The sequence below is a fragment of the Flavobacterium agri genome (genome assembly GCF_013401995.1).
Lineage (GTDB): Bacteria > Bacteroidota > Bacteroidia > Flavobacteriales > Flavobacteriaceae > Flavobacterium > Flavobacterium agri.
On record NZ_JACBJI010000008.1, the window covers coordinates 45,607 to 71,410 of the forward strand.

The window sequence follows — 25,804 nt, forward strand, 5'->3', positions numbered from 1 at the left end:
AGGTAACATCTCAGTCGTCGATTCTACGGTTCAGCAGTGTCTTCTGGCAAACAGATCGGGATAATCTAGTACGAAACCGTCGGCGTCGACTTCAATGTTCGTTTCGAAATCTTTCGGTACAGTCTCGAAACGATATAACGAATCGGACAATTTCGTATACACCTGTTTTTTTCGGGACACGGTTTTTTCGATCAAATCGATGTAAAGCACCAAAATTTCATGGCTGTTATACGCACCGAAATCCAGGCGGCGGATCGGCAGCGTATTGGTGAAAGGCGTCGGCAAAATGTCAATGTCGATGCAACCGTCGAATTCAGGCATCGGTTTTCCGTTGACGATCCAACCTTTCCATTTATCACGAATGCCGTGAACTTCGAAAACAGTTCCTGTAAGCGTAGAAACGACATCGAATCGCAAAACTTCCCATTGTTCGGAAATTGCGATATGAAACGTCGCTTTTCCAGATTCGGTTTCAATGACTGAGTTTACTTCATATCCGTCTTCAACCACATCTAAAGACAACGTTTCCCATGTTCGATAATATTGACTGTCCCAACCGATTTCCATGCGCGATTTCATTTCTTTTTTCCGAGATTCAAATAGTATTCTCGTTTTAGCTTGTCGAGTTTTTCAATCGCATAGCGCAACATCGTCCGGGGCATCGTGGCCGCGAACTTATCGAGGAACGCGATCAGTTTTTGTCCGCCGGCATGAAGTATCCATCCGCCTGCGGCCTTGTGTATCAAATCTTCTTTATCATTCAATAGCAGTTCGGCGATGATAAAGGTTTCTTCTGATTGTTTCTTCCTGAGGAAATAGGCCGTCGCGGTAATGGCTGTGCGTCTTTCCCAAATATTAGCGGATGTGGCCAGTTCGTATAGTTTGTCTTTGGGTTTGTCGAACAGATATTGCCCGACGACAAACTGGGCCGACCTATCTACCAAATCCCAGTTGTTGATGCGGTCGTGACGCCTCAGATACAACTCATACAGTTCTTTTCTTCGTTCAAGGCCGGTCTTTTTGTCACGCGCCTGAAAATCCATGATCGACACCGCGCCCGCCCGCGCTTCGTGCCATTGGCTTTCGAGTAATTTTTCGATTTCGTCCAACGACATCGGTATGAATTCCTTTGCTAAATCGAACACCAAACCCATTCGGACGCCCATGAAGCTATCACCTTGTACGTAATCGCCTTCACCCGATTTGAAATAGCGTTGGATTTTGCGCAGTTCCTCATCAGAGCGCAAATTATTCAAACGCGAAATAAAAGTGTCGGCGGTAAACATTTGTATACGGATATAATCGTTTGTAACCGTTTACAAACGGATAATCGAATTACTTTCTAGAAGAACGCATGGCTCTCGTATGCTTTAATTCGGCATCTGATGCGAATTTGGCATACGCTTCCGATTCCATCGGCACCAAAGCGATTTTCCCTTGTTCGTTCGCATGCACGCCCCAACCGTAACGTTTCCCAAGTGCCGATGCTCGCATGCACGCCTGCCCTTTCGAAAAAAATTGCTCGCGGGCCTGTTGCTTTTGACTTTGCGGAATTTGGTTGCGATAGGCATACGCTTCAAAAATCACGTCATCCGAAGTAAACGCATAAGGATGGTCGTACACCATATCGAACTGCAGTTGAGCGATCGTCTTTTCTTCTTTTTTGGGCGGCACTTCGGCTTGTGTAGCTTTGGTATCTTCGGCCGTTTCTATGAACGTGTTGAAACAATTCGTCGTATGCATATTTCGGGATTAATGTAAAACGGTCTGGCCTTTGAGTCGCAAATCCTGTGAAGAAGCACCAACGTTGATTTCAAATGTTCCCGCGTCATAACCGAAAGCTTTGTTATCGGTTTTATAATACGAAAACGCAGACGTATCCAGTTTCAAGGTCACGGTTTTCGATTCTCCTTTTTTGAGGAAGGTCTTGCAAAACCCCTTGAGTTCCTTAACCGGACGGTCTACCGTAGATTTGAGCTGGGAAACATACAATTGCGAAACTTCTGCTCCGTCGTACTTCCCTGTATTTTTTATTGTGTAGGAAACCAACACCATGCCTTTCGTGCTCTCGTCAATTTTGAGATTGGAATATTCGAAAGTCGTGTACGACAATCCGAAACCGAACGGAAACTGCGGTTTTACACCGGTTTTGTCGTAATAACGATAGCCGACGTTAAGCCCTTCTTTGTACGAAACGCGTTTATCACCATCGGGGTCGTAATAATTGTTATAAGTCGGATTGTCCTTCCATTCTTTTTCAAAACTCGCCGGAAGTTTCCCGCTCGGATTCACTTTCCCGAAAAGGATATCGGCCGCTGCCGTTCCGCCTTCCTGACCGGGAAACCATGCGTGCAGCAAACCTTTCGCATTCGCGAGCCAATCCTGCATATAGACATTTCCGCCGGCGTTGAGCACGACGATCGTTTTGGGATTCGCCTCCGAAACCGCTTTTATCAAGTCGGCCTGGTACGGCGGAAGCTCGAACGTGCGGTCGAAACCTTCTCCTTCGCTGTTCGAATCGAATCCGATGGAAACGATCGCGACATCACTCGATTTGGCCGCTTTGACCGCATCGTCGAACTTGATGTTTTCCTGATAGACCGCAAAAGCAATGTTGGCTTCACCTCCGTTTTCGTAAAATTCGAGTTTCACCTCGTACTCTTTGCCTGCTTCGAGCGAGAGTTCCTTGATGCGCAACAAAGCCGCATGATCGCTCCATTCGTTGAGGATTTCGTTTCCGTCTACATACAATCTGAAGCCGTCGTCTCCGCGAACCCCGAACTTATAAGCTCCCGTTTTCTCCGGGCGCACGACACCCGTGTACCGCATCGAGAAATTATCGGCCGGAACACCGTCAACGTCCGGTTTTTCGTTCCAGTTGTGGTTCGGATTCTTATCGACCGTAGAAGCGATCGGTTTTCCTTCGAGCGTTTTGTTGGCGAAAAAATCGGCTTTCAATCCTTTTTCAGCACTTCCTTTCGAGGTGTAGAAAGGCGTTCCTTCTACATAAGTTTCCAAAGTCGGCACGGCGTTTTTGACCAACGTCACTTTCGATGAAGGTGCTGCTTTTTTAATTCCTTCGACAAGCGAGACCGAATGAAACGGATGCGTATACGAACTGCCGCCGCCAGCAATGTACGAATCGGCGTTAGGCCCGATAACCGCAATGCTTTTAATCGATTTCGACAACGGAAGGATGTTGTCGTTCTTGAGCAAAACCATACCGCCGCGCGCGAGTTCCAAAGCCACTTTCGCGTTGTCGGGATTGTCTTTGATGTTGGCCGCCATTTGGTATTTCTGGTCGTAGAATCCGAAGCGGAAAATGATGCGAAGTATGCGCAACACGTGGTCGTCTATCACTTTTTCGGACAGCGTACCTTTTTTGATCGCCGGAAGCAACGTTTCCTTATTCATGAATTTCCCGGACGGCATTTCGAGGTCGAGCCCGTTTTTCGCAGCCGCAACGCCATCGTAAGTCGCGACCCAATCGGACATGAGAATCCCGTCGAATTTCCAGTCGCCTTTAAGGATGTCGTTGTTGAGATGCGCGTTTTGGGTCGCGTGGTCGCCGTTGATCAGGTTGTAGCTGTTCATCACCGCTCCGACCTGGCCTTCCTTGACCGCCATTTTGAAAGCCGGCAGATAGATTTCCTGCAACGTGCGTTCGTCCATATCGGAACTCACGTTATTTCTATCCCATTCCTGGTTGTTGGCCGCGAAGTGTTTTACGGTAGCCACCACGCCTTGAGATTGCACACCTTTGATGTAAGGAACGGCCATTTTCCCGGAGAGGTAAGGATCTTCGCCCAAATACTCGAAGTTGCGTCCGTTCATGGGCGCGCGATAAATATTGACGCCCGGAGCGAGCAAAATGTGAACACCTCTTTCTTTGGCATCCTTTCCTAAAGCCTCACCCAATTTATACGCAAGGTCGGTATCCCATGAAGCTGCCGTAAGCACAGAAGCCGGATAAGCCGTAGTGTTTCCGTAGTTGCGCGTACCGACAGGACCGTCGGTCATCTTGATTTCGGGCAACCCCAGACGCTCGATTCCTCTGATGTAGAAATCTTTGTATCCGCCCATGTAGTCGATTTTCTCCTCGAGCGTCATTTTCGAGAGCAGATCTTGGGCGCGTTCTTCGGCCGTAGCCTTGATGTCTTTGTAGGTTTGGGCCTGCAAAGCCGCCGAAGCGAGCAATGCGGCAATGTAAATTCGCATGTCTTTAGAAATTGGTTACCCGATAAAGGTAGGAAATTTAGCAAAGCGCAAACTTCGTCGGCAAATTGGCAATTCTTAAAATTTTGATGTTTTCGAGGTGTTGCAAAAAAGTGATTCTCTATTTTTCCTCAGATGATATTTATTCTTTCCAGCTCTGCTTTTGTTCGTCGATTTCCGATTTCAGAATCGCGTTCACGTCTACTTTTGCATGTTTGAGTACGTAAACCGACGTGCCTTTTTCGCGTGCGTACGGATTCTTGATTTCACCGATTTTATACACGGATTCGAAAAAATCACGTTCGCGTTTGCGCTGCGGGTCGTCATCGGTACTTTCCTGGACCAGGATTATATTGACGATGGGTTTCTCCAAATCGAACCAATTCACATAATCGGCGTTCATCGTAACGGCCTTGATTGATTTGTCGTGTTTGTAAAAATTGATTGCACCGGCTTGTCCGTAATTGTCGCAAAGTACGATCGTATGTTCGTTTTTAGGAAGCGTGCCCAATCCGGCTTCCACATGTTGTGCAAGTTCCTTCCATCCGAGCATATCGGCGAAATCCTGGGGCAAGTCGTGATCCTTTCCGTCTTCCCACCGCGAAAGATGCAGATCGGGATGACGTTTCACGCGTTGCTTGATGATTTCGGGACTGTCGACAGGAAACACGACCGGATAAATCAACACGAAAAAACCTACCGGAAGCGCGAGCGAAATGCCCCTGAGTATCAATCCGGCTTTGCCGACGAGCCTTTTTTCAAGTGCTACCGATCCGAACGCGATATAAATCGGGTACAAAGCGACCGCATAATATCCTTTGGCGTGAAGCAGCACGAAAAGCACCAATGTAATGGCGATGCTCCAAAGGAATACGCGGTATCGACACAACGGCTTGTAAAATCCGAGTCCGGCAAAGGCGGCGATCAAAACGTGGATCGAACCGAAAAAATACTGGAATTGCTCTTTTATGAAGTCGGATGCCGACACGTTCACAAGCTGCGTCTGCTTAAGCAGCTTCATGTGATGGATGACCGGAAAATCGTTGGCGGCCTGCCAGATCAAATTCGGCAAAATGATTACGAAAACAATCAGGGCCGAGATCCAGATTTCCTTGCGCAGCATTATTCTTCGATGCCCCGACAGCAACAACGCGATCAGGAATCCGACGCCCATAAAAGCGATATTGTATTTATTGAGGAATCCTAAACCCAATGCGACGCCTGCAAAATAAAGCCATCTCGGTATTTCGGTTTGGAGATATCGGATAAAGCAAAAGCACGTGAACGTCCAGGCCAGCACCTCGAACGAATTCGGCTGGAAAAGCATGTTGAGCCTCAATAATGCCGACAACAAAATGGAAATCGCACCCAAAACCAACGCGAAAAAACTACCGCCCAAAGCTTGTATGGCTTTCCAGACTATGGCCAAAGTCAACGCTCCGAAAAGGCACGGAAAGAATTTCACCCAGAATCCGGAATTGCCCAAGAATTGGATCAAAACCGAAAACCACGACGTCAAAGGCGGCACCGACAAAAAACCCCAAGCCAGGTGATCGGCCTGGTCGAGATGCAGGAATTCGTCACGGTGCAGTTCGTACACCGGATGTATCAGGACATAACCGAGGAAAAACTTGAGCAGTATAAAAAAAAGCAGCGCGAGGTTTCGCTTCATGGCCAATTTGGAGTTTATGGGTTAAAGTTAGCAAAACATAATATTGGCGTTCGATGCGATTGCCTTAATTTTATTCGAAAACTGACCCATGAACGAAATGAAACTTCCTGCCGACGGCGGCATGCTGTATACCGAAACCGATCTTGACCGTTTTTTCCCCGAACCACTCAACGCGATCACCTCGCTTTTTTTCCTTGGTCTCGCGATGTATTGGTTCTGGAAGCTCAAAGGCGAATACAAGGAACACGTATACCTGACTTTTTCGGTTTTCCTGTTGACCATCGGGGCGATTGGCGGAAGCATTTACCACGGATTGCGCCAATGGTCGTTTTTCATCATGATGGATTGGTTGCCGATCATGCTTATATGTGTGTTTACGGGCGTTTATTTCGTAGCCAAATTGACGCGTTGGTACATCGCTGCGATTTTGATTGTCGCTTATGGCTTTTTTCAGTATTTCATCCGACAGCAGATCAGGAATAACGACGACATACAGGTGTACATCAATGTGAATTATGCGGTCTTGGGGTTACTCGTATTGTTTCCGGTATTGGCCTTTTTGGTAAAGAACCGGTTCAAAAGCGGAAAATGGGTCGGTTTTGCGTGGCTCGCTTTCGTGTTCGCACTGACTTTCCGCATCGTCGACAAATACCAATTGATCGCTACGGGAACACATTTTCTATGGCATACGTTCGGAGCCGTCGCAGCTTATTGCATGCTCGAGTTCGTGTATCAGGTGAACAAGACCCAACCCGACGCTTAACCGTTTACAAACGGATACAACCGTTTACAATCACCTCCATCCGTTTCGGTTTTGTACGTTTGTGACATGTGCCAGATGATGCTCACAATGCCAGGCGTAATTCGCGGTTGCGACGGCCAAAGAAAACTCCGCCCCATGCTCTGGATGCACGAAGGTTCTCTCGAATTGCGGCGCTTCAAGGTTTTCGAGCAAGATGCTCCATTTTCTATGTACGCCTTCGAGAATTTTTAGCGAAGGTTCTATGGGTAAAAATTTACCGTCCACGAGTTCTGCCCATCTGTCTTCGAAATACGGTCTGATGACGGGCTTTTCTTCGGTGAGTGCAAGTTTGAAACGTATGATCGCGTTCATTTGGCTGTCCGCGCAATGATGTACGACCTGTCGGATTGTCCAACCTTGAGGACGATAAGGCGTATCGAGTTGCTCTTTGGATAACGAGATCGTGGCCGCCGTGATTCTTTGCGGAAACCGTTCGATCGTAATGATGTGTTTGCGCAATTCGACATCCGAAATCGAATCCGGGATCGTGAATGGTCCGATAGGATATTTGAGGCTTTCGAGATCTTGGTCCATAATGTTAGGCAACTAATTTCAGTTGCGGCAAATTTAAGGAGAGTATTTTGTCAGGAAAGATATAAACTTCAGGAAACAATTTTCCACTCTCAAAATTAACTGTGGTTATTGCCTCAGCCGATTTTTATTTAATAATTGATTTGCGCTAATTTTAATCGTTCATATTTACAGTTAAATTTTTTAATATTGAATATGGAACTACATAAAAGGACAGAATATGACATTGCATTCATCGAGTTGTTAATAGCTAACGAAATTGAAGAGAGCGTAAGCATTGAATTTAAAGCAGCGGGCGCACTTGGAAAGTCAGATGGAAAAAAAGACGAAATGACTAAAGATGTCGCTGCCTTTGCTAATGCAAATGGCGGAATAATCATTTATGGAATCTCCGAGATTAATCATAAGGCAGATTCTAAGTCTTATATTAATGGTAACATTTTTACAAAAGAATGGATCGAACAAATACTTAACTCAGGTATTCAGCGGCCAATTCCTGATATGAAGATTTTTCCAATCCGAGAAGGTGGTGACTTAGAGAAAACGATATACGTAGTGCAAATTCCAGAAAGTTTAGACGCTCCGCATATTTCTAGAGATAAACGATTTTACAGGCGACACAATTTTGAATCGCTCAAAATGGAAGAATATGAAATCAGACAACTTTATGGAAGAACGTCAAAATCGATATTAGAAATTGCTGGATATAGGATTAAATATAATGGAATTAAGAACAAAAAAGTTGAATTCGAAATTGTCATTAGCATAATCAACTCTGGTGAAAGAGCCGAAAAGGAATATAAAACAAATTTATATTTCTGCGATTACAAGTGTAATTTTCAAACTAGGTGGAAAGATTACAGCCTAAACTATCAATCTACAAAACTTGAAGATCGAAGAGCAAAAATTACCGCGCCAAGTCATTCAGCAATATACCCTAGCGAAAGAATAGATTCTCTCATTGTTGAATTGTTGGTGGATGTTGATGATGTAGAGGTGTTGTTGGAAAGTTTAAAGTTAGAGTGTATTTTATATTATCCTAATGGTGAAGATTTTCTAGATATAAATGATTTAGACCAATACTATAAACAAATTGCAGACGAAGTTGAAAAAGATTGGTCGCGTAATTTTTGATATGACCAAGAGTACAAAGCCGTTCACAACTGGACAATAACGGTCAGATTACATCCAAATTTAATGATTGCTGCTTTTCCGAAGTAAAAGACGCAGTTGAAATCATCAAACAACGATGTTTATTGGCAGGTAAGCGAACGTATTTTTTGAACTTCAGAACTTCCACCGTAATTTTGCGCCGACTTTACGACTAAATCGACATCATGAGAATTGACATCATCACCGTATTACCCGATCTGCTGCGCTCGCCGTTTGAAGGTTCCATAATGAAACGCGCAATCGAAAAAGGTTTGGTAGAGGTGCATTTCCACAATCTTCGCGACTATACCAAACAGAAACAGAAAAGCGTCGATGACTACCAATTCGGAGGCGGTGCCGGCATGGTCATGATGATACAGCCGATAGACGACTGTATCGCGCATCTGAAGTCCGAGCGCCAATACGATGAGATCATCTACATGACGCCAGACGGGGAAACCCTGAACCAGCAAATGGCCAACCGCATGTCGTCTTATGAGAACATCATCATTTTATGCGGTCATTATAAAGGTGTCGATCAACGCGTGCGCGACCAGTTCATAACCAAGGAGATTTCGATCGGCGATTATGTGTTGAGCGGGGGTGAACTTGGTGCTTTGGTATTGTCCGATGCGTTGATACGCCTGATTCCAGGAGTACTTTCGGACGAAACGTCTGCATTGACCGACAGTTTCCAGGACAACTTACTCGCGCCTCCGGTCTATACGCGCCCCGCCGACTACAACGGATGGAAAGTTCCCGACGTGCTTTTAAGCGGTCACGCCGCCAAAATCGAAAAATGGCGCGAGGACATGGCGTATGAGCATACGAAGAACAGACGTCCGGATTTACTGGACAAATAGTCCTGAGTCATAGAACACTAAAGTTTTTACACTTAAAACTTTGCACTTCACACTTTTTTTCTACCTTTGCGCCCACATTGACCCAACCTCTGACGAAGTCCGTGAACGTTGCGTTGATTTTCAACATTTTAAAATTTAAATCATGGCAGATTTAATGAAATTCGTTAACGAGGAGTTCGTAGCGAAAAAAGACTTCCCGGAGTTTGGAGCCGGAGACACCATCACGGTTTATTACGAAATCAAAGAAGGTGAAAAAACCCGTACGCAGTTTTTCAAGGGCGTTGTGATCCAACGTAGAGGTTCTGGTGTTACAGAAACTTTTACTATCCGCAAAATGTCTGGTTCTGTAGGCGTTGAGCGTATCTTCCCGGTAAATCTTCCGGCATTGCAAAAAATCGAAATCAACAAGAAAGGTCACGTTCGTCGTGCCCGTATCTTCTACTTCCGCGAACTTACCGGTAAGAAAGCGAAAATCAAAGAAGAGAAAAGACAAAGAGCTTAATTCTTGTTTTGAATATAGAAGCCTCGGAATTTCCGGGGCTTTTTTTATGCTTTTTTGGGCGTTGCGCCGGATCGGATTTCCGTTTCACATCAAGACCTTGCCGGCGCCGGGCTATCCGCTATATCTTTTGCGCTGCGCAGCAAAAGGATGCCGCTTCAAATGCATCGCATTCACCGAACACCTATAAAAATAAAATCTCGTGAGGTAATCCCTAACGCGCGCATAGTTTCAAAGAAAACGTATGTTTCTCGAACAAGCTAGGTAGTCGCAAAAAATCCAAACTTCTCAGTTAAACTTCACCAAACTAAGAAATCCAAAAAATTTTAACCGTCAATCGGCAAAATCCAAAATACATCGTTTTCGCAATGCCGATGTGCCGTTCAAAACCACCTGTTTCCTTATATTTGTAGCCGTGCCTCCGCACAACGTTCAAACCAACAAAACCAACATGTCACATACCGCAAAAATCCTCTACACCATTACAGATGAGGCGCCGATGCTCGCTACGCATTCCTTCCTTCCGATCGTAAAAGCCTTTACGGCTCCCGCAGGAATCCAGGTCGAGACGCGCGACATCTCTCTCGCCGGACGAATTATCTCCAACCTTTCGGAATACTTGAAAGAAGACCAACGCATCAGCGACGATCTTGCTGAATTGGGCCAATTGGCGACGACTCCGGAAGCCAACATCATCAAATTGCCGAATATTTCAGCTTCCGTTCCCCAACTGAAGGAAGCGATCAAGGAACTTCAATCAAAAGGCTACGCGCTTCCCGATTATCCCGAAGATCCTAAAACAGACGAAGAAAAAGCCATCAAAGCCAAATATGCAAAAGTTCTCGGGTCAGCCGTAAACCCAGTGCTTCGCGAAGGAAACTCCGACCGCCGTGCTCCGAAAGCCGTGAAGAATTACGCGAAAAGCCACCCGCATTCCATGGGCGCTTGGTCATCCGATTCCAAAACCCACGTCGCAAGCATGGAAGCCGGCGATTTCTACGGAAGCGAAAAATCGGTAACAGTAGCCGAAGCCGATACGTTCACGATCAAATTCTTCGGCAACGACGGATCCGAAAAAGAACTCAAGGCTGCTTCGAAATTATTGGCAGGAGAAATCATCGACTCGTCGGTTTTGAGCCTGTCTGCACTTAAGGCATTCGTCTCTAAGGAAATCGAGGACGCAAAAGCAAAAGGCGTACTGTTCTCGGTTCACCTTAAAGCGACGATGATGAAGGTTTCCGACCCGATCATTTTCGGTGCGATCGTAGACGTTTTCTTCAAAGATGTGTTCGCCAAATATGCCGACCTTTTCTCTAGACTCGGAGTCGACACCAAAAACGGTCTCGGCGACGTATACGCAAAAATTGCCGGACAACCCGAGCAAGCCGAAGTAGAAGCCGCGCTTAATGCAGCGATCGAAAACGGCCCGGCGATCGCTATGGTGAATTCCGAAAAAGGCATCACGAACCTTCACGTGCCATCCGATGTGATCGTCGACGCCTCGATGCCGGCGATGATCAGGACTTCCGGCCAAATGTGGAACAAGGAAGGCAAACAACAAGGCACGAAAGCCATCATCCCCGATCGTTGCTACGCCGGCGTATATGTGGCGACAATAGACGACTGCAAGAAAAACGGCGCTTTCGACCCTAAAACGATGGGTTCCGTACCAAACGTCGGGCTCATGGCGCAAAAAGCCGAAGAATACGGTTCTCACGACAAGACGTTCCAGGCCGATGCCGACGGAACGTTCAAAGTCCTGAATTCAAAAGGCGATGTGTTCTTCGAACAAAAAGTAGAAAAAGGCGACATCTTCCGCATGTGCCAAACCAAAGATGCCCCGATCAAGGATTGGGTGAAATTGGCCGTAAACCGCGCCAGATTGTCGGCTACTCCGGCCGTTTTCTGGCTTGATGAAAACCGCGCGCATGACCGTGAACTCATCAAAAAAGTAAACACTTACCTTAAAGATTTCGATACGACAGGGCTTGACATCAGGATTCTCGATCCGGTCGCCGCAACGAAATTCTCTCTGGAAAGAATCCGAAAAGGCGAAGACACGATTTCGGTAACAGGAAACGTTTTGCGCGATTACCTTACCGACCTGTTCCCGATTTTGGAACTAGGAACATCGGCAAAAATGCTTTCGATCGTGCCATTGATGAACGGAGGCGGTTTGTTCGAAACCGGAGCCGGCGGTTCTGCACCGAAACACGTAGAACAGTTCATCGAAGAAGGCTATTTGCGTTGGGATTCGCTTGGAGAATTCCTCGCGCTTGGCGTTTCTTTGGAGCATTTGGGTCAGACGCAGGACAATGCGAAGGCTTTGGTTTTATCGGAAGCTTTGGACAACGCCAACGAGAAATTCCTTGAAAACGATAAGTCTCCGGCGCGCAAAGTCGGCCAGATCGACAACAGAGGTTCGCATTTCTATCTGGCTTTGTACTGGGCACAAGCTTTGGCCGCACAAGACAAAGATGCCGACCTCAAAAAAGTATTCGAACCGATCGCGAAGCAATTGACCGAGAACGAATCGAAAATTGACGCGGAACTTATCGCGGCCCAAGGTAAACCGCAACAAATCGGAGGTTATTACAAACCCGATACGACGCTTACAAACAATGCGATGCGTCCGAGCGAGACACTCAACGACGTGCTTGCTTCGATCAAGTAAATCTTAAAATTTTTATAAAAGGCTGTCTACGGACGGCCTTTTTTGTTTTCACCGATACTAAACATCAACGCTGTACGTTTCCCCTTACATCCGAAGCATATCCTAATGATGGGAATGCGAGGAAAAACCAATCAATCATCAATCATGAAACGAAACTTTACGCTGTGGGTTCTCGGGTTCTTCATCATGCTCTGTCATGACGCTTTCGCCCAGCAATTCACGATTTCGGGAACCATTTCCGACCAGAACACCAACGAGACGCTTATCGGCGCGAGCATTTTTATCGTCGAGACCAAAACGGCGGTGCTTGCCAATGAGTACGGATTTTATTCGGTGACACTTCCCAAAGGTACCTACACTTTAAAAATCAGCTATTTAGGATTCGTCGATTTTTCCGAAACCGTAATCCTCGACCAAAACATCCGAAAAAATGTCGCGATGTCGGGTTCCAGCCAGCAACTCAACGAAGTCATCGTAGATTCGAACACACCTCGCGCCAACATCCGCAAGCCCGAAATGAGCGTTAACAAGCTCACCGTGGCCGAAATCAAGAAAATGCCTGTCGTGATGGGCGAAGTCGATGTACTCAAATCGATTTTACAGCTTCCCGGCGTGACCAATGCAGGCGAAGGCTCATCTGGTTTTAATGTGCGAGGCGGTGCCGCCGACCAAAACCTCATCTTGCTCGACGAGGCCACGATGTACAACTCTTCCCACCTTTTCGGATTTTTCTCGGTGTTCAATGCCGATGCGATCAAGGACCTCAAATTATACAAAGGCGGAATCCCGGCCCGTTTCGGCGGACGCGTCTCGTCTGTGCTCGACATTTACCAAAAAGAAGGCAACAACAAGGAATTCCATGCGAGTGGCGGAATTGGCGTAATTTCAAGCCGACTGCTCGCCGAAGGACCGATCGTCAAGGAAAAAGGATCGTTTTTGGTCGCCGGACGCGCGTCGTATGCGCATTTGTTCCTCAAACTCGCCGACAACGAAAACTCGGCTTACTTTTACGACCTCAACACGAAATTGAGTTATGCGCTCAACGACAACAACAAATTGTTTCTTTCGGGATATTTCGGACGCGACAATTTCAAGATCAACGAAAGTTTCCGCAACACGTATGGAAATTCCGTACTCAATTTGAGATGGAATCACCTGTTTTCCGAAAAACTGTTTTCGAATCTTTCGATGATCTATAGCGATTATTACTACGGATTGGAACTCGAATACATCGGTTTCAACTGGGATTCGGGCATCAAGAACTTCAACTTCAAATACGATTTCAAGCATTACCTGACCAACGACCTTAAGCTTTTCTACGGCTTGAACGCGATTTATTACGATTTCAATCCCGGCGAGATTACGCCTTTGGGTGAAGATTCGGCCATCAATCCGAAGCAACTCGAAAAGAAATACGCCGTCGAACCCGCGTTGTACATCGAGGCCGAGCAATCTTTGGGCAAACGCGTCACGGTCAATTACGGGCTTCGTTACAGCCTTTTCTACCGCATGGGTTCGCAAATCATGAACGTGTATGCCGACAATCGCCCGGTAGTTTTCAACCAGGATTTAAAGATTTATGAAAAGGCCGACCCGATCGGTACGCGCTCTTACGGACGAGGCGAAACTATTGCCGATTTCAACAACCTCGAGCCGCGTGCTTCGGTCGCGTTCCAAATTGACGAAGACCAATCGGTGAAGGCGAGTTATAACCGCATGGCGCAATACCTGCACCTGATTTCGAACACCTCGTCTCCTACTCCGCTCGATGTCTGGACGCCAAGCGATCAATACCTCAAACCGCAATTGCTCGACCAATATGCGGTCGGATATTTCCGAAATTTCAGCAACGATGCGTATTCGCTTGAAGCGGAAGTATTCTACAAGACGATGAAAAACCGTGTCGATTATATAGACGGCGCCGATCTGATCGCCAACGAAGCCATAGAGCAAGTCGTGCTTCCCGGAAAAGCGCGCGCCTACGGACTTGAGGTTTTGTTGCGCAAAAATACCGGACGCCTCAACGGATGGATTTCGTATACCTTATCGCGCTCCGAACAGCAAACTCCGGGACGCGACGCTTCCGAACCCGGCATCAACAACGGCCAATGGTACAAAACGGGTTACGACAAACTGCATAATCTTGCGGTCACGGCTTCGTACGACTTGAACAAAAAGTGGACATTAGGAGCGAATTTCGCACTCCAATCGGGGCAACCCGTCACCTATCCGAACGGTTATTACGAATACCAAGGCATACACATACCGAGTTACGGTTTGCGCAACGAGAACAGGCTTCCGGCCTATCATCATTTGGACGTTTCGGCCACCTATGTTCCGAAGCCCGACAAAAAGAAAGGTTGGCAAAGCGAGTGGGTTTTCAGCGTGTACAACTTGTATAACCGCATGAATTCCGCGTCTATTTCTTTCAGACAAAATGAGGATACAGGTCAGAATGAGGCCGTGCGACTCTCGATTTTCGGGATTATCCCAAGCGTTACTTACAACTTTAAATTCTAGGTCATGAAAAAAATAAGCGCACTTTTTATGCTATTATCGGTCTTGTTTTACGGATGCGAGGAAGTCGTCGAAGTAGACCTGAGTACCCAAAAACCAAGACTTGTCGTAGACGCCGCGATCGATTGGACAAAAGGCACCGACGGCAGCCAACAAACCATCCGACTCACCACAACCGCTGCCTATTACGCCGACAATGTACCTGCCGTGACCGGAGCGACGGTTTTCGTGACCGACAGCAACGCACAGGTTTTCGACTTTATCGAAGACACGGGCACGGGCAACTACAATTGCACCAACTTCGCTCCCGTAATCGGGGCGACCTATATCTTGACCGTCATCTACGAAGGCCAGACGTATACGGCTACCGAAACCATGATCGCCGTTCCTGAAATCACCGACATCCAGCAAGACAACGAAGGCGGATTTTTGGGCGAGGATATCGAAGTCCGTTTTTATTATCCCGATGATGCGGCATCCGAGAATTATTACCTCGAAGGATTCGATTCTTCGGTGCTTCCGTATCCTTCATACAGCGTGACTTCGGACGAATTCGTAAACGGCAACCTGTCGTTCGGGATTTTCAGCCATGAAGACCTCGAAGCCGGAGACGAGATCGGCATACGTTTGTACGGCATTTCGCAGCGTTATTTCGAATACATGGAAAAACTGCTCATGATCAGCGGCGGAAGCGGCGGTCCTTTCGGAACGGCTCCGGCAACCGTGCGCGGCAATCTCGTGAACCAGACCGACGAATCGAAGTATGCTTTGGGATATTTCCGTCTTTGCGAGGTAGACCGGACGCAGTTCACCATACAGTAAGCCGATAAAATCCGTTAAAACGATTCCAAAAAAAAAGCCGATGGCCGAAACGGTTCAAAATTCCGCAAAAGTGGAGCGTATTCGGCGGTCGGCCATTGAAAACAGGCACAAAAAAAGTACCTTTCGGTTCTCTAAAAATCACATGTCTTTGAAACCGAACGTTTTCATTGCGCTTCTCTTATTGGTTTCCGTCAAGTCTTTTTCCCAGCTCGGATTTTGTACCGGAAGCAAAGGCGATCCCGTATTTACCGAAGATTTCGGAACCGGAACCGGATTTGGGCCCGCACTTCCCGCAGGTACGACCAATTACAATTTCGTATCGGGCGTTCCCAACGACGGCGAATATACGCTGAGCAGCACCACGATGATGAACGGCAACTGGGTCAATCGCCAGGATCACACGCCATCGGACACGAACGGCAAAGCGTTTATCGTGAACGCGAGTTTTACGGCCGGTGAATTCTATCGCCGTCAGGTTACCGGACTTTGCGTGAATACCACGTTCGAATTCTCGGCCTGGCTTATCAATGCTTACAATCCTTCGAGCAACGCTTGTGGCGGCTCTGGAATTCCGATCAACGTGAAGTTCCAGATTTGGGACCAGACCGAAACCCAGCTTTTGAAAGAAGGCGACACAGGCAACATCAATGGTTCGGCCAACGCCGATTGGATGCAATACGGCATGACGTTCACGGTGCTTCCAGGCCAGACTTCGGTCGTACTCAAAATGCTCAACAATGGTGTCGGCGGCTGCGGAAACGATTTGGCCATAGACGATATCACGTTCCGTTCGTGCGGCGATCTGGCTTCGGTCACATCGGGAACAGCAGCGGTTGTCGAGGCTTGCAGCAACGAACTTCCGACGACGTTGAACCTTCAACTCAACATTTCAGGAAGCGGCACGCACGTTTTCCAATGGCAGTCGAGTCCCGACGGCAATACCTGGACGGACATTGCAGGCGAAACGTCCCAAAATTATGCGACACCACCGTTGATGGCTTCGGGATATTATCGCGTGAAGATAGCAGAAGACATCGCCAACATGAACAATGCGTATTGCTACACGCTTTCGGACAGTTTCCACTTTTTCGTACTTCCGCAACCGGCGGCTCCCGTTTTCATCGACGATGTCGAGTCTTGTAGCAACGATTCGGCAATTCCGCCTTTGACCGTGTCGGTTCCGGCCGGAATCACGGTCGATTGGTACGACGCTCCGAGCAGTGGTAATCTTTTGCAGTCGGCTTCGGCCAGTTATCAAACCAATATTGCGGGAACGTATTATGCCGAAGCCGTAAGCGGATCGTGTACAAGTCCTACGCGCACAGCGGTGACGCTTTCACTTTATCCCTCGCCCGAATTTCCGGATATTCCGCCAGCGTTGGCCGAAATCTGCCAGGGAAACAGCACTATTCTCGACGCGGGCATGACGGGTGTAACGTACGACTGGCAACCCGGAGGCGAAACCACACAAACTATTTCGGTTACTCAATCGGGTATTTACACGCTGACGGTCACATCGCCAAACGGCTGTACAGATTCGCAGCAATATGGCGTCATCGTACACGAAGCGCCCCAGATCGCATCGGTAAACAACCAAGGTTCGACGGTTACGGTAACGACGGTGAACACGGGTAATTTCGAGTATTCGCTCGATCAGTTCTCTTGGCAGTTCTCGAACGTATTCCATGATGTGGAAGGCGGCCTGATCACCGTTTACGTACGCGACATCTACAATTGCGGAAGCGACGACATGCAGTATCTGCTGATTGTCCCGCCGACTTTTTTCACTCCGAACGGCGATAACGTACACGACGTATTTACGATAAAAGGCATCGAATTCACGACCCGATCCAAAGTCGCGATTTTTGACCGATACGGCAAATTCATCAAAATGCTCACCCCGTCGGACACGTATTGGGATGGCACGTTAAACGGGAAGCAGCTTCCGTCTACCGATTACTGGTACAGAGGTGCGTTCGACGACGGAAAAGAAATCCGCGGGCATTTTTCTCTTAAAAGATGAGTTATTCCTTATCGGTATTATTTATTTTTATGCGAAACTGCCCAAATCACAATAAAAAATAAAGAATAAAAATAAGAATGTCCTCCCACCACATAGTCCGAGACGACCAGGAACCAGCGCTTATCATCGCCAATGGCGAAGCCTGCTCGATGGAACTTTTGAACCAATTGCTCGAATGGTCGCCTTTGGTGATCGTACTCGATTCGGCAATGGACCGCGTCTCGCCTTTGGGTATTAAAGTCGATGTGTTGTTAGGTGATTTTGATAGAGGTTTCGATCCCGTGATCCACAAGGATTACCAATATCCGCTCGAAATCGTGCATACGCCCGACCAGGAAAAAACCGACCTTGAAAAAGCGTTCGATTACCTGGTAGAAAGGAAAATCCCGGCCGTGAATGTGGTTTGGGCCACCGGAAAACGCGCCGACCATACGCTTGCGAACGTCACGAGCATCGTACGGTTCAATCACAAGATTAAAATCGTCATCCTCGACGATTATTCGAAGATTTTCAGGTTGCCCGAAAAATTCGAGAAATGGTATACGAAAGATTCCATCATTTCGCTTATGCCTGTCGGAAAAGTAGGCGGAATCTCATCGCAAAACCTGCTTTACGAACTCAACGACGACGAATTGACGCTTGGTTACCGAATCGGAAGCAGCAATGCCGTACGCGAAGACGGACTCGTAACAATAACCTATAAAACCGGCGACCTACTCATGATGGAATGCCACGACTGATATGGAAAACCCGAAAATAAACATACGCGAGACCACATTGTTGTCCGACAACCATTACCTGTTGCAAAAGGTCACGTTCGATTATACGACCGAAAAAGGCACCGACACCCAAACACGCGAAGTCTACGATCGCGGCAACGGCGCAACGGTATTGCTGTACAACAGAGAATACGGGAACGTCGTGTTGATCCGCCAATTCCGGCTTCCGACCTATCTCAACAAAAACGAAACGGGCATGATGATCGAAGCCTGCGCCGGATTGATCGAAGAAGCCGACCCGGCCGAAACGGTGCGCCGTGAAGCCATCGAAGAAACCGGCTACCACATTTCCAAAGTCGAAAAAGCGTTCGCGGCCTATATGTCGCCCGGAGCCGTAACCGAAATCCTGCATTGTTTCGTAGCCGAATACACCAAAGACATGAAACTCAGCGAAGGCGGCGGTTTGGCAACCGAGCACGAGAACATCCAAATTCTTGAAATGCCGTTCAAACAGGCATTGGAAATGGTAAAAAGCGGTGAAATCTCGGATGCGAAAACCATTATGTTGCTGCAATACGCCCAAATCAACAAACTGCTGGAAATCTAATTCCCAACGAAAACAAAATGACATAGTGCCCGAACGAAGGAATAATTATCTTTGTTTTCCTTGATCATACCGCTATGAAATTCAACGTTGTTTCCGACTACAAACCGACCGGCGACCAGCCACAAGCCATAGAAAAACTCGCCCAGGGAATCCTTAACGGCGAAAAATTCCAGACGCTTTTGGGCGTGACGGGCTCGGGGAAGACATTCACGATGGCCAACGTCATCGAAAAAGTCGAAAAACCCACTTTGGTGCTCGCGCACAACAAGACGCTTGCAGCCCAATTGTACTCGGAATTCAAGCAGTTTTTCCCCGAAAACGCCGTACAATATTTCGTTTCTTATTACGATTATTACCAGCCCGAGGCGTTCATTCCCGTGACCGGAACCTACATCGAGAAGGATTTGGCGATCAACGACGAACTCGAAAAAATGCGTTTGAGCACGACTTCCGCCTTGCTTTCCGGAAGGCGCGACATTATCGTGGTCTCGTCGGTTTCGTGTCTATACGGTATCGGAAACCCCGTCGAATTCCAGAAAAATGTGATTTCGATAAAACGAGGTGAGGTCATTTCGCGTACGAAATTGCTGCATCGTCTCGTGCAAAGCCTTTATGCGCGCACCGAAGCCGATTTCACTCCGGGAACATTCCGCATAAAAGGCGACACGGTAGAAGTTTTTCCAAGTTATGGGGACGAGCCGTTCCGCATTCACTTTTTCGGGGATGAAATAGAAGAAATCGAAGCTTTTGACGCCAAGACATCGCAAGTGATCGAAAAATATACGCGACTCAACATTTATCCGGCCAATATGTTCGTGACTTCGCCCGAAGTGTTGCAAAGCGCGATTTGGGACATCCAACAGGATTTGGTCAAGCAGGTCGATTATTTCAAGTCGATCGGAAAACATCTCGAAGCCAAGCGATTGGAAGAGCGCACGAATTTCGACTTGGAAATGATTCGCGAACTCGGGTATTGCTCGGGAATCGAAAACTATTCGCGCTACCTTGACCGACGTTTGCCCGGAACGCGTCCTTTCTGTCTTCTCGATTATTTCCCGAACGACTTTTTGATGGTCGTAGACGAAAGCCACGTGACGATTTCGCAGGTTTCGGCCATGTACGGAGGCGACCGTTCGCGAAAGGAAAACCTCGTCGAATACGGTTTCCGATTGCCCGCCGCTATGGACAACCGACCGTTGAAGTTCGAGGAATTCGAGGCTTTGCAGAACCAGGTCGTATATGTTTCGGCCACACCGGCAGATTACGAATTGCAGAAATCGGAAGGAATTTACGTGGAGCAGATCATTCGCCCGACGGGACTTTTGGATCCGATCATCGAAGTGCGCCCGAGCAAGGACCAGATAGACGACCTGATCGAAGAAATCCAACAACGCGTGGAGCTCGACGAACGCGTTTTGGTGACTACACTGACCAAGCGAATGGCCGAGGAATTGACCAAATATTTGACGAAAGTCTCGATCCGATGCCGTTACATACATTCGGAAGTCGATACGCTGGAACGCGTCGAGATCATGCAGGATTTGAGAAAAGGTTTGTTCGACGTATTGATCGGTGTGAACCTGTTGCGCGAAGGTTTGGATTTACCCGAAGTTTCGCTTGTCGCGATTTTGGATGCAGACAAGGAAGGTTTCCTCAGAAGTAACCGTTCGTTGACGCAAACCGTCGGACGCGCCGCACGTAACGTGAACGGAAAGGCGATCATGTATGCCGATATCATCACGAATTCGATGCAAAAGACGATCGACGAGACGAACTACCGTCGCGAGAAGCAAATGGCGTACAACAAATTGCACAATCTCGAACCGAAAGCGCTCAACAAGAGTTTGGACAATGCGCTTGCCCGAAATTCGGTGGCGACCAAATACCTCGAAAATCTTGCTCATAAAGCGTCCGAACCTGAACCGAAATACCTGTCCAAAACCGACGCCGACAAAAAAATCAAGGAATTGCGCAAAGCCATGGAAAAAGCGGCCAAAGAACTCGATTTCATGCAAGCCGCAAAATTGCGCGATGAAATCAAGGCGCTACAGGATGCATACTAGAGATGGCACGTTTGTTGTTTTGATCCGTTAAAATACCGAATCATGAAAGCGATTTTGACTTTATTTATGGTTTTTCAAGCTTCGTTTGCGATGTTTTCACAAACAGAAGAACCTTTGAAACCCAAAGGACCTTCGCGAATTCAGTTTGTAGAAAGCCCGAAAGACGCACAAGCGCTCGCGAGTCAGGACATTGCCGACAAGACTGCCGTACTCTATCTGCAAGGCGGATTCGCTGCAATCGCGTTCACGCAAGCCGACAAGAATTTCGAAAAGAAATATCGCGTAAAATATATCGATTTAGGCTGTGTCTCACCTGACCACAAAATCGTGGACGCATACAATTCCGTAATATTTGAAGAATTGTCGAGAGTTTATGGAAAAAGCTGGCAAAACGAAATCCGCAAAGGCGTAATCGGATTTACAAAATCAAAATCGGTCAAGGTCGTTGAAGCGAAACGATAATCTTTTTAAAAAAGCTTGTCCGTCAGTTTTGTTGTTCCTTAAAAATGCTGAATACGAGATTCGGATCGAGAATCTTATATTCGGATTCTTTCATCAATCCCAAAATCCTTTTGGTCGCGGTCGGGTTCAATCCCATTTCTATAGCGATTTGGTTGATCGCCGATTGCTCGCGTTCGTGTACTTCTCCGTCGATGTGCATCAACAGCGCCAAACGATAAAACTGGTGGATGCGCTGCATTTCAGACTTGATCACGTGCGGCTTGGGTTCTTGGTGGAACAGGTCGTCGAACGCCTGCTTGTCTATTTTCAATTCGCTCGCGATAAGCGCCAGCAGTTGGTATTCGCGTGGATCGAGCTTACCGTCGACGACCGAGAACTGTATCATGTCGAGCAGCAGGCTTAGTTTTTCTTCGTAATTATGCATGTAAATCGTACTTTGCGCTAAATTACTTTTTTTGGACGGAATTCTTTTTGGCATGCGGTTACAACTTTTCTGTTTTCTGTTTTTTTCGACGTTGGCCTTTGCGCAAAGCACAGCCTCAAAGCAAGTCTCGACTTTCGAGTTGGACGCGCCAACCTTGGGAACCACCAAAAAAATCTGGGTCTGGCTTCCGAAGGATTACGATGCCGTAAAAGACAACTATCCGGTGCTGTACATGCATGACGCCCAAAATCTTTTTGATGCGAAAACCTCGTTCGTCGGCGAATGGAACGTAGATGAAACGCTCGAAAGCCTCAACGCCAAAGTGATCGTCGTCGGGATCGAACACGGCAACGAAAAGCGCATAGACGAGCTCACGCCTTTCAAGCACGAGAAATACGGTGGCGGAAAAGCCGATTCTTACCTCGACTTCATCGTTAAGACATTAAAACCCGAGATCGATAAGCGTTACCGTACCAAAACCGATGTGAAGAACACGGCCATCATGGGCAGTTCGCTTGGCGGATTGGTCTCATTTTATGCCGTATTGAAATATCCCGACGTATTCGGGAAAGCCGGTGTCTTCTCGCCTTCTTTCTGGTTTTCGAAAGACATTTACGCTTTTGCGGAACAAGCACCCAAACTCAAAGCCAAGAAATTCTACTTTTTGTGCGGCGACAAAGAGGACGAAAACATGGTTCCGGATATGGAAAAAATGATTGCGATCGTCAAGTCGAAAAAAGCTTCGACCGAACAGAAAGTCGTTCAGGGCGGCCAACACAACGAGAAATTATGGCGCGAGCATTTCGCCGAAGCTTTCCTGTGGCTTTTTGGAAAGTCGTGAACTTTGATCCGAATTGAAGCACTTTTTCCAAACCTCAAAGGTTTTGAAAACCTTTGAGGTTTCTAAAAAGCAATTACAGACACAGCCCGAAAAATCCCTTACCTTTACCAATGCGTTCCCGGCGGTACGTCCAAAAAACAAAAACATGAACAACAACGATATTTTCAAGAAGCTGCGTGTGGCACTTCAGTTGCGCGACGACCAGATCGTGGATATTTTACAACTTGTGGATTTTCGCATCTCGAAAGGCGAAATCGGGAATTTTTTCAGGAATGAAGACCATCCGAAATTCATGGAATGCGGCGATCAGGTGTTGCGCAATTTCCTCAACGGATTGGTGATCCATTTGAGAGGAACGAGGGAAAACCCTAAAAACGCCGCCGAGGTAATCGCCAAAAACCAAGCCGAAGTAAAGACAGCCGCGAAAGGTATCAAGCCCAAAGAAACCGTTGCCAAAGTAGCTATCGCGAAAAATCCCGCTAAAAATTTCGTTCCCAAAAAAGCTCCCAAAAGTCCGGTAGAGAAAGTAAAATTCACGATCAAAAAGAAAAAGTGATGCGATTCGTGTACAGTATAACGCTGTTCCTGATTTTGGGTACGGCCAAACTTTCGGCCCAGGTCACCTACGCGACCGAAACCAATATTTCGTACTATGCAAAACCGACTGATGCTTACATAAAACAACGTTGCGTGCTCGATTTGTATTATCCGAAAAACACCAAAGATTTTGCAACGATAATCTGGTTTCACGGAGGCGGATTGACCGGAGGTGAAAAGGAAATCCCGAAAGCGCTCACAGAAAAAGGTTATGCCGTTGTCGGTGTGAATTACCGGTTGAGTCCGAAAGTGAAAGTCAAGGATTGCATTGAAGATGCGGCCACCGCGATCGCATGGGTTTTCTCGAACATTTCGAAATACGGCGGAAGCGACAACAACATTTTCGTTTCAGGTCATTCGGCCGGTGCTTATTTGGGCGCGATGACGGTACTCGACAAAAAATGGCTTGCGAAATACGACATCGATCCGAATAAAGTAGCCGGATTGATTCCGTTCAGCGGACAGATGATCACGCATTTCACGGCGCGCAAAGAAAAAGGGATTGGCGAGAAACAACCGCTTATAGATGAGTTCGCGCCTTTGTCATTCGTTCGTGCCGACGCGCCTCCGATGTTGCTCATCACAGGCGATCGCGAACTTGAAATGTTAGGCCGATACGAGGAAAACGCTTACATGGCGCGTATGATGAAACTCGTCGGGCACAAGGAAACCCGTTTGATCGAAATCGGCGGATACGGGCACAATATGGCCGAACCCGCGTATCCGATCTTACTGAACGAGATGAAACGCATCCTCGACCAACAAACAAAGCAAACCAATTAAAAACAATAAGTATGTCATCAATTATTCCTTACCTGTATTTTGACGGTACTTGCGAAGCAGCCATGAACTTTTACCATTCGGTTCTTGGCGGAAACATCCCGTATGTCGGGCGTTACAGCGACATGCCGCCGTCTGCAGAAAATGACGATTGCAAGAACGATCCTGCCGACGCGAACCGCATCATGCACATGTCGTTACAGATGGAAGACGGAAGCGTGATCCTGGCTTCGGATGTTCCGAGCAAGGAAATGCCAGGTTTCAAATTTACGGCCGGCAACAACATCGCGATGTCTATCAACGCATCAAGCCGCGAGCATGCCGATAAAGTATTCAATGGTCTTTCTGCCGGCGGAATGGTCACTATGCCGATGAACGACACGTTCTGGGGCGCCTACTTCGGAATGTGGATCGACAAGTTCGGCATCAGTTGGATGGTCAATTACGACGACCCGGCCAAAATGCAGAAATAAAATTCAATCCCGATTCGTCGGGATTTTTTTTTGACAAATGCGCATTCTGTAATGTTTTTGAAAATCCACAAAGTCGTTTTTCTTACAAGCGAAATCGATTTCGTTGAAGAATTCTGACAAGAATGTGCATTTCAACGAAAATTAGTTTCCATTTGCGATTTTTTGGAAAAATCATTGCTAACTTTAAGTAACGCTCAATCCCTAAATCTATGAATAAAACGCATTTGGAGGTCGTTGAAGAAGCCGATGGCCGGCTTAGCGACGCGATTGTCAACGTAGATGTCGGAACCCTAAGTTACTTCCTTCATCCCGACGCCATTTACACAACACCGCACGGCGAAGTGTTTATGGGCGCAAAGAACCTACCTGTCAACAACCCTAAACTCTACAGGATCACCAAATTGGAGACTTTGGAACGGAACATTTCGTTTTTTAACAGCGTAGCCGTAGTCATTGCCATAGAAAAACGCGAAGGTTCGTTTATGGACATACCGTTCAAAGGTCTTTACAGCACAACCCGAATGTGGAGATTTAACCGTCATTGGCAATTGATTGCCGCCACCTCGGTTATCATTTAACCTATCCAGACAAGGTCAGTGGATGTGTTTTCCCCCACCCGAGGCTTTAGCCGAACAGGCGAAGCAAACAAACCTTACCATGAGCCTTACCCATATCGAAATTATTGAAGCCGCAGAAAAGCGCTTACTCAATGCGTTGGTGTCGAAAGATGCCAAGGGTGTGAGCCGTTTGTTGCATCCGGATGTTATCTATACCAACGAAGAAGGCGATACGTTTATAGGCGTATCCGAATTGCCCAAAATCGTCTCGGGTATTTTCAAGATCGACCAATTCAAGATCAGAAGCAGAAGCATCAACGTTTTCACGAACGTGGCTATCGTCAATACGAACGAATGGCGCTCGGGAATTTACCGCGACGTGAACTTCGAAGGCGAATACCGAATTACGCGCACGTGGAAATTCAGCGGACGCCAATGGCAACTCATCGCTTCGAATCACGTATTGCTGTCGAACACACCAAAATAAAAAACAAAAATCCCGGACGAATCC

General features: G+C 47.2%; 25 protein-coding genes. 18 read left to right on the forward strand and 7 right to left on the reverse strand.

Annotation, left to right across the window (positions count from 1 at the left end; genetic code table 11):
• Positions 1 to 30 precede the first annotated feature (30 nt).
• The 5 genes from HZF10_RS15860 to HZF10_RS15880 form a co-directional block, all read right to left on the reverse strand.
• Positions 31 to 579 (reverse strand): putative glycolipid-binding domain-containing protein, encoded by a 549-nt coding sequence (locus HZF10_RS15860; protein ID WP_176007214.1) that lies wholly within the window; start codon positions 577 to 579, stop codon positions 31 to 33.
• Complete coding sequence (locus tag HZF10_RS15865) at positions 576 to 1,286, reverse strand: DNA alkylation repair protein (RefSeq protein ID WP_217703397.1); 711 nt, start codon at positions 1,284 to 1,286, stop codon at positions 576 to 578. Before HZF10_RS15865 ends, HZF10_RS15860 begins: the two co-directional genes overlap by 4 nt.
• Positions 1,287 to 1,335: 49 nt before the next feature.
• Entirely contained in the window at positions 1,336 to 1,743 is a 408-nt protein-coding gene (locus tag HZF10_RS15870) for a DUF6157 family protein (protein ID WP_176007215.1), read from the reverse strand.
• A 9-nt stretch (positions 1,744 to 1,752) separates the two neighbouring features.
• Entirely contained in the window at positions 1,753 to 4,218 is a 2,466-nt protein-coding gene (locus HZF10_RS15875) for a beta-glucosidase (protein WP_176007216.1), read from the reverse strand.
• A 139-nt stretch (positions 4,219 to 4,357) separates the two neighbouring features.
• Positions 4,358 to 5,887, reverse strand: a complete 1,530-nt coding sequence (locus HZF10_RS15880; protein ID WP_176007217.1) for a glycosyltransferase family 39 protein — start codon at positions 5,885 to 5,887, stop codon at positions 4,358 to 4,360.
• An 88-nt stretch (positions 5,888 to 5,975) separates the two neighbouring features.
• Here HZF10_RS15880 and HZF10_RS15885 point away from each other — a divergent pair, with 88 nt between their 5' ends.
• On the forward strand, positions 5,976 to 6,650 hold the full coding sequence (locus tag HZF10_RS15885; RefSeq protein WP_176007218.1) for a hypothetical protein: 675 nt from the start codon (positions 5,976 to 5,978) through the stop codon (positions 6,648 to 6,650).
• 30 nt (positions 6,651 to 6,680) lie between these two features.
• Here HZF10_RS15885 and HZF10_RS15890 read toward each other — a convergent pair whose 3' ends face one another.
• Positions 6,681 to 7,223, reverse strand: coding sequence for a YfiT family bacillithiol transferase (locus HZF10_RS15890; RefSeq protein ID WP_176007219.1), 543 nt, complete (start codon positions 7,221 to 7,223; stop codon positions 6,681 to 6,683).
• A gap of 192 nt (positions 7,224 to 7,415) precedes the next feature.
• Here HZF10_RS15890 and HZF10_RS15895 point away from each other — a divergent pair, with 192 nt between their 5' ends.
• From HZF10_RS15895 to HZF10_RS15945, 11 genes are all read left to right on the forward strand, one after another.
• Positions 7,416 to 8,354 carry an AlbA family DNA-binding domain-containing protein gene (locus HZF10_RS15895; protein WP_176007220.1) on the forward strand — a complete coding sequence of 313 codons (939 nt, stop codon included), beginning with the start codon at positions 7,416 to 7,418 and terminating at the stop codon, positions 8,352 to 8,354.
• 203 nt (positions 8,355 to 8,557) lie between these two features.
• Entirely contained in the window at positions 8,558 to 9,235 is a 678-nt protein-coding gene (trmD, locus tag HZF10_RS15900) for a tRNA (guanosine(37)-N1)-methyltransferase TrmD (protein WP_176007221.1), read from the forward strand.
• Positions 9,236 to 9,377: 142 nt separating this feature from the next.
• Entirely contained in the window at positions 9,378 to 9,737 is a 360-nt protein-coding gene (rplS, locus tag HZF10_RS15905; protein ID WP_176007222.1) for a 50S ribosomal protein L19, read from the forward strand.
• Between the two features lie 448 nt (positions 9,738 to 10,185).
• The gene (locus HZF10_RS15910; RefSeq protein ID WP_176007223.1) at positions 10,186 to 12,408 is read left to right on the forward strand and encodes an NADP-dependent isocitrate dehydrogenase; all 2,223 of its coding nucleotides are present in this window, start codon (positions 10,186 to 10,188) and stop codon (positions 12,406 to 12,408) included.
• Between the two features lie 144 nt (positions 12,409 to 12,552).
• Positions 12,553 to 14,928, forward strand: coding sequence for a TonB-dependent receptor (locus tag HZF10_RS15915; protein WP_246282639.1), 2,376 nt, complete (start codon positions 12,553 to 12,555; stop codon positions 14,926 to 14,928).
• Between the two features lie 3 nt (positions 14,929 to 14,931).
• On the forward strand, positions 14,932 to 15,747 hold the full coding sequence (locus tag HZF10_RS15920; protein WP_176007224.1) for a DUF4249 domain-containing protein: 816 nt from the start codon (positions 14,932 to 14,934) through the stop codon (positions 15,745 to 15,747).
• Positions 15,748 to 15,889: 142 nt separating this feature from the next.
• Positions 15,890 to 17,770 carry a T9SS type B sorting domain-containing protein gene (locus HZF10_RS15925; protein ID WP_176007225.1) on the forward strand — a complete coding sequence of 627 codons (1,881 nt, stop codon included), beginning with the start codon at positions 15,890 to 15,892 and terminating at the stop codon, positions 17,768 to 17,770.
• Positions 17,771 to 17,847: 77 nt separating this feature from the next.
• Complete coding sequence (locus HZF10_RS15930; protein WP_176007226.1) at positions 17,848 to 18,510, forward strand: thiamine diphosphokinase; 663 nt, start codon at positions 17,848 to 17,850, stop codon at positions 18,508 to 18,510.
• A 1-nt stretch (position 18,511) separates the two neighbouring features.
• On the forward strand, positions 18,512 to 19,096 hold the full coding sequence (locus HZF10_RS15935) for an NUDIX domain-containing protein (protein WP_176007227.1): 585 nt from the start codon (positions 18,512 to 18,514) through the stop codon (positions 19,094 to 19,096).
• Positions 19,097 to 19,170: 74 nt separating this feature from the next.
• Positions 19,171 to 21,159 carry an excinuclease ABC subunit UvrB gene (gene uvrB / locus HZF10_RS15940; protein WP_176007228.1) on the forward strand — a complete coding sequence of 663 codons (1,989 nt, stop codon included), beginning with the start codon at positions 19,171 to 19,173 and terminating at the stop codon, positions 21,157 to 21,159.
• 42 nt (positions 21,160 to 21,201) lie between these two features.
• Positions 21,202 to 21,621, forward strand: a complete 420-nt coding sequence (locus HZF10_RS15945) for an FEKKY domain-containing protein (protein WP_176007229.1) — start codon at positions 21,202 to 21,204, stop codon at positions 21,619 to 21,621.
• 22 nt (positions 21,622 to 21,643) lie between these two features.
• Here HZF10_RS15945 and HZF10_RS15950 read toward each other — a convergent pair whose 3' ends face one another.
• Positions 21,644 to 22,045 carry an excinuclease ABC subunit B gene (locus HZF10_RS15950; protein WP_176007230.1) on the reverse strand — a complete coding sequence of 134 codons (402 nt, stop codon included), beginning with the start codon at positions 22,043 to 22,045 and terminating at the stop codon, positions 21,644 to 21,646.
• 52 nt (positions 22,046 to 22,097) lie between these two features.
• Between HZF10_RS15950 and HZF10_RS15955 the strand changes: the two genes are divergently transcribed.
• From HZF10_RS15955 to HZF10_RS15980, 6 genes are all read left to right on the forward strand, one after another.
• Complete coding sequence (locus HZF10_RS15955; RefSeq protein WP_176007231.1) at positions 22,098 to 22,886, forward strand: alpha/beta hydrolase; 789 nt, start codon at positions 22,098 to 22,100, stop codon at positions 22,884 to 22,886.
• 145 nt (positions 22,887 to 23,031) lie between these two features.
• Positions 23,032 to 23,442, forward strand: a complete 411-nt coding sequence (locus HZF10_RS15960) for a DUF1456 family protein (RefSeq protein WP_176007337.1) — start codon at positions 23,032 to 23,034, stop codon at positions 23,440 to 23,442.
• Positions 23,442 to 24,266, forward strand: a complete 825-nt coding sequence (locus tag HZF10_RS15965; protein WP_176007232.1) for an alpha/beta hydrolase — start codon at positions 23,442 to 23,444, stop codon at positions 24,264 to 24,266. The genes HZF10_RS15960 and HZF10_RS15965 overlap by 1 nt, the downstream gene beginning before the upstream one ends.
• Positions 24,267 to 24,277: 11 nt before the next feature.
• On the forward strand, positions 24,278 to 24,736 hold the full coding sequence (locus HZF10_RS15970) for a VOC family protein (protein WP_176007233.1): 459 nt from the start codon (positions 24,278 to 24,280) through the stop codon (positions 24,734 to 24,736).
• A gap of 209 nt (positions 24,737 to 24,945) precedes the next feature.
• Positions 24,946 to 25,314, forward strand: coding sequence for a nuclear transport factor 2 family protein (locus HZF10_RS15975; RefSeq protein WP_176007234.1), 369 nt, complete (start codon positions 24,946 to 24,948; stop codon positions 25,312 to 25,314).
• A 79-nt stretch (positions 25,315 to 25,393) separates the two neighbouring features.
• The gene (locus HZF10_RS15980; protein WP_176007235.1) at positions 25,394 to 25,780 is read left to right on the forward strand and encodes a nuclear transport factor 2 family protein; all 387 of its coding nucleotides are present in this window, start codon (positions 25,394 to 25,396) and stop codon (positions 25,778 to 25,780) included.
• Positions 25,781 to 25,804: the final 24 nt, after the last annotated feature.

Excerpts from the sequence above, each read along its gene's own strand:
- HZF10_RS15915 (WP_246282639.1), top strand. The coding sequence starts at position 12,553 with ATGAAACGAAACTTTACGCTGTGGGTTCTCGGGTTCTTCATCATGCTC.
- HZF10_RS15970 (WP_176007233.1), top strand. The coding sequence starts at position 24,278 with ATGTCATCAATTATTCCTTACCTGTATTTTGACGGTACTTGCGAAGCA.
- HZF10_RS15945 (WP_176007229.1), top strand. The coding sequence starts at position 21,202 with ATGAAAGCGATTTTGACTTTATTTATGGTTTTTCAAGCTTCGTTTGCG.
- HZF10_RS15950 (WP_176007230.1), bottom strand. The coding sequence starts at position 22,045 with ATGCATAATTACGAAGAAAAACTAAGCCTGCTGCTCGACATGATACAG.
- HZF10_RS15875 (WP_176007216.1), bottom strand. The coding sequence starts at position 4,218 with ATGCGAATTTACATTGCCGCATTGCTCGCTTCGGCGGCTTTGCAGGCC.
- HZF10_RS15890 (WP_176007219.1), bottom strand. The coding sequence starts at position 7,223 with ATGGACCAAGATCTCGAAAGCCTCAAATATCCTATCGGACCATTCACG.
- HZF10_RS15865 (WP_217703397.1), bottom strand. The coding sequence starts at position 1,286 with ATGTTTACCGCCGACACTTTTATTTCGCGTTTGAATAATTTGCGCTCT.
- HZF10_RS15870 (WP_176007215.1), bottom strand. The coding sequence starts at position 1,743 with ATGCATACGACGAATTGTTTCAACACGTTCATAGAAACGGCCGAAGAT.
- HZF10_RS15860 (WP_176007214.1), bottom strand. The coding sequence starts at position 579 with ATGAAATCGCGCATGGAAATCGGTTGGGACAGTCAATATTATCGAACA.
- HZF10_RS15910 (WP_176007223.1), top strand. The coding sequence starts at position 10,186 with ATGTCACATACCGCAAAAATCCTCTACACCATTACAGATGAGGCGCCG.
- HZF10_RS15965 (WP_176007232.1), top strand. The coding sequence starts at position 23,442 with ATGCGATTCGTGTACAGTATAACGCTGTTCCTGATTTTGGGTACGGCC.
- rplS (WP_176007222.1), top strand. The coding sequence starts at position 9,378 with ATGGCAGATTTAATGAAATTCGTTAACGAGGAGTTCGTAGCGAAAAAA.
- HZF10_RS15895 (WP_176007220.1), top strand. The coding sequence starts at position 7,416 with ATGGAACTACATAAAAGGACAGAATATGACATTGCATTCATCGAGTTG.
- HZF10_RS15930 (WP_176007226.1), top strand. The coding sequence starts at position 17,848 with ATGTCCTCCCACCACATAGTCCGAGACGACCAGGAACCAGCGCTTATC.
- HZF10_RS15975 (WP_176007234.1), top strand. The coding sequence starts at position 24,946 with ATGAATAAAACGCATTTGGAGGTCGTTGAAGAAGCCGATGGCCGGCTT.
- HZF10_RS15925 (WP_176007225.1), top strand. The coding sequence starts at position 15,890 with ATGTCTTTGAAACCGAACGTTTTCATTGCGCTTCTCTTATTGGTTTCC.
- HZF10_RS15935 (WP_176007227.1), top strand. The coding sequence starts at position 18,512 with ATGGAAAACCCGAAAATAAACATACGCGAGACCACATTGTTGTCCGAC.
- HZF10_RS15920 (WP_176007224.1), top strand. The coding sequence starts at position 14,932 with ATGAAAAAAATAAGCGCACTTTTTATGCTATTATCGGTCTTGTTTTAC.
- uvrB (WP_176007228.1), top strand. The coding sequence starts at position 19,171 with ATGAAATTCAACGTTGTTTCCGACTACAAACCGACCGGCGACCAGCCA.
- HZF10_RS15880 (WP_176007217.1), bottom strand. The coding sequence starts at position 5,887 with ATGAAGCGAAACCTCGCGCTGCTTTTTTTTATACTGCTCAAGTTTTTC.
- trmD (WP_176007221.1), top strand. The coding sequence starts at position 8,558 with ATGAGAATTGACATCATCACCGTATTACCCGATCTGCTGCGCTCGCCG.
- HZF10_RS15955 (WP_176007231.1), top strand. The coding sequence starts at position 22,098 with ATGCGGTTACAACTTTTCTGTTTTCTGTTTTTTTCGACGTTGGCCTTT.
- HZF10_RS15960 (WP_176007337.1), top strand. The coding sequence starts at position 23,032 with ATGAACAACAACGATATTTTCAAGAAGCTGCGTGTGGCACTTCAGTTG.
- HZF10_RS15885 (WP_176007218.1), top strand. The coding sequence starts at position 5,976 with ATGAACGAAATGAAACTTCCTGCCGACGGCGGCATGCTGTATACCGAA.
- HZF10_RS15980 (WP_176007235.1), top strand. The coding sequence starts at position 25,394 with ATGAGCCTTACCCATATCGAAATTATTGAAGCCGCAGAAAAGCGCTTA.